An 11997-nucleotide genomic window follows, 5' to 3' on the forward strand; every position below is an offset into this window, starting at 1 on the left:
TGACGCCTGCGCCTCCCTGGACGACCGGAGCCCGCGCGGGTCCGATGGAAAGACACCGAATGCGTAAACTGCTTCTCATCGGCTGCGCCGCCCTGGCCCTGGGCGGATCGGCGGCGGCTGTCGCCAGCCAGACCCCGCGCAACGAGACCTTCCGCATGCTTCAGATGTTCGGCGATGTGCTGGGCATCGTCGAGCAGGCCTATGTGGTGCCGGTCGACAACAAGAAGCTGATCGAGGCCGCCCTGCAGGGCATGATGACGGCGCTGGACCCGCATTCCAACTATCTGCCGCCCAAGTCCTATGGAGACCTGCGCGAACGGACTTCGGGCGAATATTCCGGTGTCGGCCTGACCATCACCTCCGAGGGCGGGTTGGTGAAGGTCATCTCGCCGATGGACGACAGTCCCGCCGGTCGCGCGGGGGTTCAGGCGGGTGACGTCATCAGCGCCATCGACGGCCAGAACGCGGCCGGGCTGACCGTGTCGGAGGTGTCGGACAAGCTGCGCGGCGCCATGGGCACCAGCGTCACCGTCACCTTCCTGCGCGACGGCGAGGAGCCGCGCGAGGTGGTGCTGACGCGTGAAGTCATCAAGGTCGAGTCCGTCACAGGGCGCCTGGAAGGCGATTTTGGCTATCTGCGCATCTCGACCTTCAACGAAAACACCGGCCGCGAACTGGCCGAGACCATCGAACGCCTGAAGCGCGAGAAACCGGCGATCAAGGGCTTTGTCCTGGACCTGCGCAACAATGGCGGCGGCCTGCTGAACGCCGCGATCGATGTATCGGACGCCTTCATGGAGCGCGGTGAGATCGTCAGCCAGCGTGGCCGCAAACCCGATGATATCGAACGCTACGCCGCCAAGCCGGGCGACCTGACCGGCGGCCTGCCGGTGGTGGTCCTGATCAACTACGGCTCCGCCTCGGCCTCCGAGATTGTGGCGGGCGCCCTGAAGGATCAGGAACGGGCGACGGTCGTCGGCCTGACCAGCTTCGGCAAGGGGTCGGTGCAGACGGTCATCCCGCTGCGCGGCGGCCAGGACGGCGCTCTGTCGATCACCACGGCGCGCTACTACACGCCGTCCGGTCGCTCGATCCAGAAGATCGGCATCGAGCCGGATCTGGAGGTGGCGCGTTCCGAGGCCGAGGCCCGCATCGTCTCGCGCTCCAGCTTCATCTATTCCGAGGCCGCCTACGCCACGGCCCTCGACTCCTCCATCGGGGCCGAGCGCAAGGGACCGCACGTTCCGCACGAGGCGCCAGGCGAGGGCTTCGACAAGACCAAGGACTATCAGCTGCAGCGGGCGCTGGATGTGCTGCGCGCGGGCGGTGACCTGACGAAGCTCGCCGCCGCGCCAGATACGGTCGTGGTTACGGCGCCGGGCGCGAAGCCGGTCGAGACGGCCGAGGCGGGCACGGCCACGCCGTCCGACCGTCCGGCGCGTGGACCCGAGATCACGCCGGGCAATGAGCCGAAGAAGGACTGACCGCCTTTGGCGACGTGGTGAACGGGGCGTTAGGGTTTCTTAACCGGCGCTGGGGATAAGTGAGGCTTGAGGGAAGCCGTGTCGTGCGGCTTCCTGCCCCGTCACCGTTCGAGCGCCGCCCTGTCCATGTTCGCCAAGCGTCAGTCCGCTCTCGCCGCCGCCGCTGGCGCGCCGCCGGAAGCCCGGTCGCGTGTGGGTGTCGATACGGTTCTCGCCGCCCTCAGGAGGCCGCCGGTCGCCGTTGGTGCGGCAGGGGTCTTCCTGTTGGCCGCCGGGCTGCTGTTCGTCGCCGTGCTGGGCGATCCGCGAGCGGGCGCGCCCTCGGCGCGGGTGTCGCTGCAACGGCCGACGGTCGCCGAGACGGCGCCGACCGGCGCCGACGCCTTCGCCATGAGCGGGCTGGACCTCTATCAGGACATGGCGGGCGGCGACCCGGCTCTGCTGGACCCTAACGGCGCCGCCGGCGGTGAAGCGCTGATCACCCTGCCGGACGGCGCCAGCGTGGCGGGCGGCTCGGCCATCGCCGCCCCGGTGCGCGCGCCCTCCAACCCCCTGCCCAAGGCTCCGATCGCGGGTCTGTTCTCGCCCGGTCCCAACGGGCCCCTGCCGCGCATCGCGCCTGACGGCCGCGTCCCGGCCCAGGCCTATGCCCGCCCCTTCCGTTCGAATGGCAAGCCCATGGTGTCGCTGGTCGTCGGCGGCTTGGGCCTGAACGCCGTCACCACACGCGCGGCCATCGAACGCCTGCCCGCCGAGGTGACGCTCAGCTTCGTGCCCTACGCCGAGGGGCTGCAGGCCTGGATCGACATGGCCCGCGCCCAGGGCCACGAGGTGATGATCGAGTTGCCGATGGAGCCGACCGGCTATCCCGACAACGACCCCGGTCCCTACACCCTGCTGTCCAGCGGCGGCGCCGACGACGTCGAGGCCAAGCTCGACTGGCTGCTAGGCCGCGCGACGGGCTATTTCGGCGTGACCAACTATCTGGGGGATCGTTTTGCAACCTCGGACGAAGGCATGGGCGCCATGCTGGCCGTGCTGCGCCAGCGCGGAGTCGCCTTCCTCGATGACGGCTCGATGCGCAGGAAGCCCGGCGCTTTCGCCCGCGCCAGCGCCGACCGCATCATTGACGAGCAGCAGAGCCCCGCGGCCATCATGGGCCAGCTCAACGCCCTGGAGGCCGCCGCCAAGACGCGCGGCGCCGCAATGGGAACCGGCTTCAGCTATCCCGTCACCGTGGAAGCCGCCGCTCGTTGGACGGCCGGCCTTGAGGCGCGGGGGCTGCAACTGGCGCCTGCCTCGGCGATGACGCGTCGCCCCGGTCGGTAGTCGGTCCTCTAGACCACGGTTGCAGACAGCCAGGCCGCCACGAAGGCGGCGGCCGCCAGAATCAGGAGCAGGCCCTCGAAGGGGGAGAGCGTCCAGGCTGAACGTCGGCGGCGGGTTCTGCTGTCCATCTATGCCTCTCGCACTTGAGTATGACCTGGAGGGCCAGGGCCGAGGCGCCACGGATCGGCAGCGGTTGGCCGTATAGGCCGCGCCACAAGAGGTCCATTACGCGATCAGCTTCCCCCAAGGGTTCCATGCGCATATTGGGCCACCGAGGGTCACGCCCTGTCCCCCTCATTTGATAGGTCGTGTGGACAACGTGGGTTTTTGTGTTCGGGAGCAAGCCAGTGGCGGCGTCGCACCTGGGGATCAGCTGTGGGCGGCGGCTTCGCGGATACGGCCGACCATGCTGCTCAGGCCATTGGCGCGCTGGCGAGTGAGGGCGGCGGGCAGGCCCAGCCGATCCAGGGCGGCGCGCGCGTCGAAGGCCAGAATCTCGCTCGGCAGTCGACCGGAATAGAGCTTCAGCAGCAGGGCGATGTTGCCCTTGGACAGGGCGCTGTCGCTGTCGGCGTCGAAGAATAGGCGGTCGTCGGCGTGGCGGGCGGCCAGCCAGACCTGAGCGGCGCAGCCCGGCACCTTGTTGGCCTCGACGCGGGCGTCTTCCGGCAGAGGCGGCAGGCCCTTGCCCAGTTCGATGACATATTCGATCCGCCCCTCCCAGTCGCCGAGCAGATCGAATTCCTCGACGAGTTCGGCCAGGGTTTCTTCGAGGGTCAGGGCAGGCAAGGCGTTGATCGAGGTCATGGGGGCGACATAAAGCGAAAACGGTTCGGATGCGATCGGCATCTGAACCCAGGTCTTCATTACAAACTCAAGGCTCTGGCGGGTTACAGGACAACCGCCGCTCCACCCGCGCAAAGGTTCGCGTCTGCACTGTTTTGGGACAGTCGCCCGTCAGGCGAGCGGCCTTTGGTCGGCCTTGGTCGGGGACTAGACTGCGCGGTTGAATCAACTCTCTCAAAGGCCCGGATTGAAGCCGCCGTCCGCCCTGTTCGAGCCGATCCGTTCGCCCGACGCGCCTGACGCCCGGGAGGCCGCCGCTGTGGCCGCCTGGCATGCAGGCTGGGCGGCGGCGGTGGGGTTGGCGGCCCTGGCCGGCGACTGGTTCGGGCGCGAGGGCGCGGCCGGGCTGGGGATCTCGGCCGCGCTCGTCATGGCGACGCCGGGCCTGCTTGGTCTGATCCTGCTGATACGTGACGGACGCAGCCTGCGGGCGGCCATGCTGGGGGCCTGGTCTCTCGCGGCGGCGGCGGCGGCGGGGTTGTCCGGAGGCTTGACCGGTTCACTTGGGGGCTTTGTCTTCATGCCCCTGGCCGCCGCCGTGGCGCTGGGGTCCTCACGCTGGGCGCCCTTCGGCCTGCTGGGCGCGGCGACGGCGACGGTGGCCGGTCTGGCTGCGGCGGGTGTGAATGGCGCGCCGGTCGCTGCGCCAGGCATGGCGGCCGTGTCGGCCCTGCTGACGGCGGGGGCGGCGGCCCTGGCTTTCCGCCTCAGCGACGGCGCCGAGGCGCGCCGCCTCGGTGCGGTTGAAGGGGCGGTCGCCCAGGTCGAGACGGTGCTGGCCGGGCAGCCGGGCCTGACACTGGTTCTGGAGGCCTCCGGCGCGCCCCTGGCCGCCTATGGCGCGGCGCCGGCGGCCCTGCCGGTCGATCCCCTTTTCGAGGACGGACTGGTCGCCGCGGTTCATACGCCCGACCGCCCGGCGGTTCTGGCCGCACTCGCCAGGGCGGCGGGCGGGGCCGAAGCCCAGGTGCGGTTCGCGCCGCGTCGGGCGCTGGATCGCCGCATCCTGCTGGTGCTGCGCCGGCAGGAGCCGACGCAGGCGGATCAGCCCGCACGGTTGATCGGCGTGGCCCTGGACGCCTCCTTGCAGCACGCCCGCGAGGAAGGCCTGGACGCCGCCCGGCTCGAAGCCGAGACCCTGAGCGCCGGCAAGACGCGTTTTCTGGCCCATATGAGCCATGAGCTGCGCACGCCTCTGAACGCTGTGATCGGCTTTTCCGACATCATGCGTCAGCGCCTGTTCGGCCCTGTGCCCGAGCGTTACGCGGCCTATGCAGACTCGATCCATACGGCAGGCGGCCATTTGCTGGCCCTGATCAACGACGTGCTGGACGTCAGCCGCATCGAGGCGGACCGCTATGAGCTGAATATCGAGCGGTTCGACGTTCGCGAGGCGGTGTCGGCGGCGTTGGCTCTGGTGCGGGTTCAGGCTGACGACAAGGGGGTCGAACTGGCGGCCGTCCTGTCGTCCGAAGCCTTGCTGGTCGCTGCCGACCGGCGGGCGGTGAAACAGATGCTGCTGAACCTGTTGTCCAATGCGGTGAAGTTCACGCCGGCGGGGGGCTCGGTCACCGTGACCGCCGAAGCCCTGGGCTCGACCCTGGAACTGACCGTGGCCGACACCGGCATCGGTGTGGCGCCGGAGGATATGGCCCGGCTGGGCCGGCCGTTCGAGCAGGCGGGCGGGGCCGAGCAGAGGGCCCAGGGCACAGGCCTGGGCCTGTCCCTGGTCCGGTCGCTGGCCGAGCTGCATCAGGGCGTCATGATGATGGACAGCACGCCGGGCGAGGGCACGGCGGTGACCGTGCGTCTGCCTGTCGTCGTGGCTCAGCCCGTCGCAACCGGCGAGGCCGAGGTCATTTCGCTGAACCGAAGCGCCTAGGCGCGCGCTTCGACCTTCAGCGGCATGGGCTTGAGGTCCAGCAGGGCGAACAGCTTGGCGTCGTCATCCTCTTCGGGGTTCGGCGTGGTCAGCAGCTTGCCGCCGACGAAGATGGAGTTGGCGCCGGCCAGGAAGCACAGGGCCTGCATCTCCGGCGTCATGCCCTCGCGCCCGGCCGACAGGCGGACCATCGACTTGGGGCAGACCAGGCGGGCGACGGCGACGGTGCGGACAAATTCGATCGGGTCGATCTCGCCTTCCTTCAGCACCCGCTCGCCCAGCGGCGTGCCGCCGACGGGGACCAGGGCGTTGACCGGCAAGCTGTCCGGGTGGACGGGCAGGGTGGCCAGGGCGTGCAGCAGGCCAGCGCGGTCGCGGCGCTTCTCGCCCATGCCGACGATGCCGCCGCAGCAGGTGTTCATGCCCGCGTCGCGGACATGCTGCAGGGTCTCCAGACGGTCCTGATAGGAGCGGGTCGTCACTACCTCGGCGTAATACTCAGGTCCGGTGTCGAGGTTGTGGTTGTAGTAGTCGAGGCCGGCGTCCTTGAGCTGCTTCGCCTGGTCGGCGTTCAGCATGCCGAGCGTGGCGCAGGTCTCCAGACCGAGCGCCTTCACGCCCGAGATCATGGCCGCCAGCTTGGGCGTGTCGCGGTCCTTCAGCTCGCGCCAGGCGGCGCCCATGCAGAAGCGGCTGGCCCCGCCGGCCTTGGCCGCCATGGCCTCGGCGATGACGGCGGTCGGCTCCATCAGCTTCTCGGCCTTGAGGCCGGTCTTGAAGCTGGCCGACTGCGAGCAGTAGCCGCAGTTCTCGGCGCAGCCGCCGGTCTTGACCGACAGCAACTGGGACTTCTGAACCTCGCTGGGATCGAAGGTGGCGCGGTGCACGCTTGCCGCCTCGAACACCAGTTCCATGAAGGGGCGAGCGAACAGGGCCTCTACCTCCTCCAGCGTCCAGTCGTGGCGGGGGATCGAGAGATCGCGGGCGGGTCGGATCGAAGCGTCATCAGCCATGACCGACGGCTTAGCCGCGCGCGGCGGTGCGGCCAAGTCGGAAGTCATGTCACGTCGTTCGTTGGTTGGGGTTTGCTCTCAGCCGGTCCCCGTTAAACGGTCAGGGCAAACTCACCTCTCTTCAAGTCAATCGCCACGCTGGTGAATAGGCCCAGAATATCGACGCCCAACAGCATGGCCGGCCTGTCAGCCACGCCCCAGATGTCAAAGGTGTGCAGATCGCCGACCATGACGGGCAGGCGCGAGGCCGTCACCCCTGCGAAACCCAGGGCGGGAAGCAGCATCAGGTCAACTGGAGCCGTGCGCCCGGTGGGAGACTGGATGCGTGAAGATCCGTCGCCGCCGACCAGCGTCAGCGGGCTGGCGCGGCCGGCTGCGGCTGCGGCGCGATTGAGCACGGAGACGCCGGCGCCTGAATCGATGATGGCTGTGCCCGGCGTCGAGCCTAGCCGTACGTTGATCGACATGAGACTGCCAAAGCGGGACTGCGGCGTCACGCCCAGACGGCTGTTGGTCACGACGGGATCAAAGAAGCCGCGGGCCTGACTGCGTGATCTGGTGATCCTTGTTCTGGTCCGGCCTTTGAAATTCAACACCAGTCGATGTCCGACCAGAAGATCGGCGCCCAGAAGGCCGTCCAGACCGTCCATGGCTTGCCGACTGCCGACCGCGATTCTGACGTTACGGGCGGTCAGGGCGTCGCTGCCAAGGCTAGCGGCGCGGACAGAGGCGACCTCCTCACGCCCGACCAGGGTGTGCATCCCCAACCGCTCGCCGAAAGGCAGACCCAGCGGCTCGATGAGGTCGGAGGCGATGACCGAGCAGTTTGCGGCGCTGTCGACCGCAAAGGTCAGCAGGCGACCTTCATTGATCCGGACCGGGACGGTGGCGCGCCCCCGATTCACGTGGGTCGTACCGAACTCGCTCCGCGCTTCCTGAGGCAGGCTTCCGCCCGCCGCGCTTCCAAACGGCAAGACGGAAGCCGCCAACCCGCCGGTCAGGGCGAGGCGGCGGTCCATGGCAAACGGTCGCAGCGGCTTGCAGTCGTTCATCACCCGATATTGGGCGCGTGGATGAAGGGAACCGCAAGCAGAACTATCGTTGTTTTTCGCGAATTTGCTTCAGCCGGCGGCCACCAGGCGCGGTCTGGCGCCGGAAGCATCCCGATCCAGACGGAAGCGGCCGACCTGCTGGTTCAGGCTGACGGCTTCGTTGGCCAGTTGGCGGGCGGCGGCGGTGGCTTCTTCTGTCATGGCCGCGTTCTGCTGGGTGATGTCGTCCATCTCGCCCATGGTGCGGCGGACGCGGGCCAGGCCCTCGGCCTGATCCTGGGCCGATCCGGCGATGCCGCCGGCCAGGCCGTCGATGGCCACGACCCGGCCGCCGATCCGCTCCAGCGCCTCGCCGGTGCGTTCGACCAGATCGACGCCGCGCGCCACCTGCGCCGAAGAGGTTGAGATCAGGCTGCGGATCTCGCCCGAGGCTTCGGACGAGCGCTGCGCCAGGGCGCGGACTTCCTGGGCCACCACGGCGAAGCCGCGACCGGCGTCGCCGGCGCGGGCGGCCTCGACCCCGGCGTTCAGCGCCAGCAGGTTGGTCTGGAAGGCGATCTCGTCGATCAGGCTGGTGAAGCGGGCGATGCCGGTCGAGGATTCGGCGATCGCGTGGATGGCGGCGACGGCCTCGCCGACCACCTGGCTGCTTTCCTCCACGTCGACGCGGGCGGCGGCCAGGGCCTCGGCGGTCTGGCGGGCGTTGTCGGCGGTCGTGGCCACGGCGCGGGCGATGGCGTCGGCCTCGTTGACCGTGCGCTCCAGGTTGGCGGCCTGACGCTCGGTGCGGCTGGCCAGATCCTCGGAGGCGGTGGCCAGCTGGTTGGAGCCGGCGCTCAGGCTCTGGACGCTGTCGGCCACGGCGCGGACGGCGGTGCGCAGGGCGCGGGTGGCGGCGTGGAAGTCGTTCTGGAGGGTGCGGTACTCTTCGGGGAAGACGCCGGGAATGGTCGTCGACAGGTCGTTCTCGGCCAGATCATGCAGGGCGGCGCCCAGGGCGCGGACCACCTCGGTCTGACGCGCCTCGGCCTCGTCGTGAGCGGCCTTCACCTTGTCGCGCTCTTCCTGCAGGACGTCGAGATAGATGGAGATGGCCAGGTCCATGTCCAGCATGACGCGCTGGGTCAGCTCGGCGATCGCTTCGGCGGTGACGCGGTCATGCTCACGCTTGTTGGCCCAGAACTTCCGCGGGCGCGCCGCGATGGCGCGGGTCAGGTGGGCCAGAATGACGCTGTAGCCGCCGATGTACCAGCGCGGCTCCAGCCCGATGCGGGCATGAACATGGCCGATGGTGCGCACGGACCTGGCGTAGTCGGCGTCGGCGCGGCCGTCGATGATGGCGTCCCAGTGCCGCTCCTGCGCCTTGCTGGCCGCTGCGATATGCGATTCTTCGCGGAAGAAGCGGCGCGTGGTCGGCTCGGCCCGGACCCGGTCATAGAAGGCGGCCAGGGCCAGCGGCGTTTCGCGGCGCAGCAGGGGCCCCATGGCGCGGTAGCCGCTGGAGGCCTGTGCCAGGCCCATGAAGCCCATGCGGTGGCCGATGTTTTCGCCCGCCATGATATCGTCTCGCTACCTACGCTGGCGCAGGGGAGCGCGCCTGTTTATCCCTTTGAACCTTAGGGGTATTGCGCCTCTTAAGAGGGGGTTGCGTAGAAACACGTAAGCGTGGCGGTTCCTGTCGCGGCGACGGTCATATAAAGACATCCTTATGGCTTGATTGCCCCGACGGGCCGGGCGCGCTATAGCGGCGCCTTGAAAATCCCCGCCGCGAGAACCCCTTCATGACCGACTACATCGTTCGCGACATTTCCCTGGCCGATTTCGGCAACAAGGAAATCGCCATCGCCGAAACCGAAATGCCGGGCCTGATGGCTCTGCGCGACGAGTTCGGCGCCGCCAAGCCGCTGAAGGGCGCCCGCATCGCCGGCAGCCTGCACATGACCATCCAGACGGCGGTTCTGATCCAGACGCTGGAAGCCCTGGGCGCCGAAGTGCGCTGGGCCTCGTGCAACATCTTCTCGACCCAGGACCACGCCGCCGCCGCCATCGCCGCCAACGGAACGCCCGTCTTCGCCACCAAGGGCGAGACCCTGGTGGAATACTGGGACTACGCCCACAAGATCTTCGAATGGGCCGACGGCGGCTATCCGAACCTGATCCTCGACGACGGCGGCGACGCCACCCTGCTGTGCGTGCTTGGCCCGAAGGCCGAGAAGGATATCTCGGTCCTGTCGAACCCGCAGAACGAGGAAGAAGAAGCCCTCTTCTCCGTCATGAAGCGCTACATCGCCGAGAAGCCCGGCTTTTACTCGGCCATCCGTGACGCCATCGGCGGCGTGTCGGAAGAAACCACCACGGGCGTCCACCGCCTGTATCAGATGGCCGAACGCGGCGAGCTGCCCTTCCCCGCCATCAACGTCAACGACAGCGTCACCAAGTCCAAGTTCGACAACCTGTACGGTTGCCGTGAGAGCCTGGTCGACGCCATCCGTCGCGGGACCGACGTCATGCTGTCGGGCAAGGTCGCCGTGGTCTGCGGCTACGGCGACGTGGGCAAGGGCTCGGCCGCTTCGCTGCGCAACGGCGGCGCCCGCGTCATCGTCACCGAGATCGACCCGATCTGCGCCCTGCAGGCCGCGATGGAAGGCTATGAGGTCCAGACCCTGGAAGACGTCGCCGACAAGGCCGACATCTTCGTCACCACGACCGGCAACAAGGACGTCATCCGCGTCGAGCACATGCGCGCCATGCGCAACAACGCCATTGTCTGCAACATCGGCCACTTCGACTCGGAAATTCAGGTCGCCGGCCTGAAGAACTTCAAGTGGGACAAGATCAAGGATCAGGTCCACCACGTCGAGTTCCCGGACGGCAAGAAGATCATCCTGCTGTCGGAAGGCCGTCTGGTGAACCTGGGCAACGCCACGGGTCACCCCTCCTTCGTGATGTCGGCCTCCTTCACCAACCAGACCCTGGCCCAGATCGAACTGTGGACCAACGCCAAGTCCTACAAGAACTCGGTCTACACCCTGCCCAAGCACCTGGACGAGAAGGTCGCCTTCCTGCACCTGGCCAAGCTGGGCGCCAAGCTGACCAAGCTGACGCAGGAACAGGCCGACTACATCTCGGTCCCGACCGAGGGTCCGTTCAAGCCGGAACACTACCGCTACTAGGGCCTGTCGAAGGTCTGAAAGCAGAAACCCCGCGCCGGCGACGGCGCGGGGTTTTTCTTGGGCTATGTCGCTGGTCTATGCCGCGTCGCGGGGGTCGTAGGCGTCGGCTTCCCGCCCCATCAGGCCCGTCTCGAAATCCATGAAGATGTCGATCAGTTCGTCGACCCCGACCGGCGGCGCCTTGGGTCCGAAGCGGAAGCGCCAGAAGCTGACGATGTGTTGCACCGCCCCCAGCTGGTCGCCCAGTCGCGCGAACAGGGCCGGGGCTTCCAGAAGGAAGTCGCGGAAGGCGATCGGATTGCCGTCGCGTGTCAGCCCGGCGTAGGCGTCGTCGTAGTAGCGCAGGGTGCGGCTCACCTCTTCGCAGGTCTTCATGATCCGGCCGCGCAGGACGCTGCGGCCTCTGTCGATGTATTCCTTGGCCGCCCGGTCGCTGGGTCCTACGGGCTGGACCGACCCGACCTCATCGGCGACCACCACGATGTCGTTCATCAGGCTGGCCAGAGACCATTTGTAATAGAGGAAGCCCTTCCAGCAGAAGACGCCCTCCTGATACTGCTCCGGCTCAAGCCGCAGCGTGGCGCGCAGGGCCTCAAGCCGGTCGCCGGGGGCATTGGACAGGATCTTTGACGCCATTCGTGCGGTAGATCCCACCGCCGCCACGCCGCCGCCCATGCTGAGGGTGACCAGGGGCTCGATCTCGCTCTGCACGAAAGCCAGCATCCGTTCCAGGTCGGCCTCGCTGAGCGCGAAGTAACAGGGGGCCGCATCGACCTCGCCGCGTCGCAGTTGCTCGCGTAGCAGGAAGGGGTCCAGCGAGGGCAACTGATCCATCAGCCGCAAGGTCTTCAGATCGGGGTGGTCGGGCTGGATCCCGAACGCCTCCTGCATGGCGCGTTCAAAGCCAATCTGGTTGACGAAGACGAACCGCCCGCCGGTCTTCAGGTCGGCGCTGTCGATCGGCACCACCACCTTGGTCGCCACCTGACGCCGGCCGGGGAAGGAATCCGTCTCGTTGCGCCGCAGCCGGTGCTTGATGATCAGGGCGGTGTTCAGCGCTGGGGTGCGGAACATGGGGCGTTCGTGCCAGTCGTCGGTCTCGCCATGTTCGTCGTAGACCTTGAGCAGGTTCAGCACCCGCGCCGTTGAGGCGGTGCGGCGCAGGTGCTCGAGGTTGCGGATGGCGCGATCAGTCATGGCGGACAGACTGCCCGATAA

The 11997-nt window shown here is 68.0% G+C and carries 9 protein-coding genes; 4 read left to right on the forward strand and 5 right to left on the reverse strand.

Annotated features, from left to right (window positions below; translation table 11 throughout):
- The first annotated feature begins 59 nt into the window (after positions 1-59).
- Both IFE19_RS00685 and IFE19_RS00690 read left to right on the forward strand, forming a co-directional pair.
- Positions 60-1484, forward strand: a complete 1425-nt coding sequence (locus tag IFE19_RS00685) for a S41 family peptidase (RefSeq protein WP_207824807.1) — start codon at positions 60-62, stop codon at positions 1482-1484.
- Between the two features lie 126 nt (positions 1485-1610).
- Entirely contained in the window at positions 1611-2813 is a 1203-nt protein-coding gene (locus IFE19_RS00690; protein WP_207827308.1) for a divergent polysaccharide deacetylase family protein, read from the forward strand.
- A 369-nt stretch (positions 2814-3182) separates the two neighbouring features.
- Here IFE19_RS00690 and IFE19_RS00695 read toward each other — a convergent pair whose 3' ends face one another.
- Positions 3183-3620, reverse strand: coding sequence for a SufE family protein (locus IFE19_RS00695; RefSeq protein ID WP_207827310.1), 438 nt, complete (start codon positions 3618-3620; stop codon positions 3183-3185).
- Positions 3621-3846: 226 nt separating this feature from the next.
- Between IFE19_RS00695 and IFE19_RS00700 the strand changes: the two genes are divergently transcribed.
- Positions 3847-5541 carry a sensor histidine kinase gene (locus IFE19_RS00700; protein ID WP_207824809.1) on the forward strand — a complete coding sequence of 565 codons (1695 nt, stop codon included), beginning with the start codon at positions 3847-3849 and terminating at the stop codon, positions 5539-5541.
- On the opposite strand, the gene bioB is transcribed toward IFE19_RS00700, so the two are convergent.
- From bioB to IFE19_RS00715, 3 genes are all read right to left on the reverse strand, one after another.
- Positions 5538-6554 (reverse strand): biotin synthase BioB, encoded by a 1017-nt coding sequence (bioB, locus tag IFE19_RS00705; protein ID WP_207824811.1) that lies wholly within the window; start codon positions 6552-6554, stop codon positions 5538-5540. The two genes, IFE19_RS00700 and bioB, sit on opposite strands and share 4 nt — an antisense overlap.
- A gap of 92 nt (positions 6555-6646) precedes the next feature.
- Positions 6647-7573, reverse strand: a complete 927-nt coding sequence (locus tag IFE19_RS00710; RefSeq protein WP_207824813.1) for an aspartyl protease family protein — start codon at positions 7571-7573, stop codon at positions 6647-6649.
- Between the two features lie 102 nt (positions 7574-7675).
- Positions 7676-9163 (reverse strand): globin-coupled sensor protein, encoded by a 1488-nt coding sequence (locus IFE19_RS00715; RefSeq protein WP_207824815.1) that lies wholly within the window; start codon positions 9161-9163, stop codon positions 7676-7678.
- A gap of 224 nt (positions 9164-9387) precedes the next feature.
- On the opposite strand from IFE19_RS00715, the gene ahcY reads away from it, so the two are divergent.
- Positions 9388-10779, forward strand: coding sequence for an adenosylhomocysteinase (ahcY, locus tag IFE19_RS00720; RefSeq protein WP_207824817.1), 1392 nt, complete (start codon positions 9388-9390; stop codon positions 10777-10779).
- A gap of 75 nt (positions 10780-10854) precedes the next feature.
- On the opposite strand, the gene IFE19_RS00725 is transcribed toward ahcY, so the two are convergent.
- Positions 10855-11976 (reverse strand): hypothetical protein, encoded by a 1122-nt coding sequence (locus IFE19_RS00725; RefSeq protein ID WP_207824819.1) that lies wholly within the window; start codon positions 11974-11976, stop codon positions 10855-10857.
- Positions 11977-11997 lie beyond the last annotated feature (21 nt).

The organism is Brevundimonas pondensis (assembly GCF_017487345.1).
Lineage (GTDB): Bacteria > Pseudomonadota > Alphaproteobacteria > Caulobacterales > Caulobacteraceae > Brevundimonas > Brevundimonas pondensis.

What these genes read in the sequence shown, in the direction of transcription:
- IFE19_RS00690 (WP_207827308.1), top strand. Translation starts at nt 1,611, where the DNA reads ATGTTCGCCAAGCGTCAGTCCGCTCTCGCCGCCGCCGCTGGCGCGCCG.
- IFE19_RS00725 (WP_207824819.1), bottom strand. Translation starts at nt 11,976, where the DNA reads ATGACTGATCGCGCCATCCGCAACCTCGAGCACCTGCGCCGCACCGCC.
- IFE19_RS00685 (WP_207824807.1), top strand. Translation starts at nt 60, where the DNA reads ATGCGTAAACTGCTTCTCATCGGCTGCGCCGCCCTGGCCCTGGGCGGA.
- ahcY (WP_207824817.1), top strand. Translation starts at nt 9,388, where the DNA reads ATGACCGACTACATCGTTCGCGACATTTCCCTGGCCGATTTCGGCAAC.
- bioB (WP_207824811.1), bottom strand. Translation starts at nt 6,554, where the DNA reads ATGGCTGATGACGCTTCGATCCGACCCGCCCGCGATCTCTCGATCCCC.
- IFE19_RS00710 (WP_207824813.1), bottom strand. Translation starts at nt 7,573, where the DNA reads ATGGACCGCCGCCTCGCCCTGACCGGCGGGTTGGCGGCTTCCGTCTTG.
- IFE19_RS00695 (WP_207827310.1), bottom strand. Translation starts at nt 3,620, where the DNA reads ATGACCTCGATCAACGCCTTGCCTGCCCTGACCCTCGAAGAAACCCTG.
- IFE19_RS00715 (WP_207824815.1), bottom strand. Translation starts at nt 9,163, where the DNA reads ATGGCGGGCGAAAACATCGGCCACCGCATGGGCTTCATGGGCCTGGCA.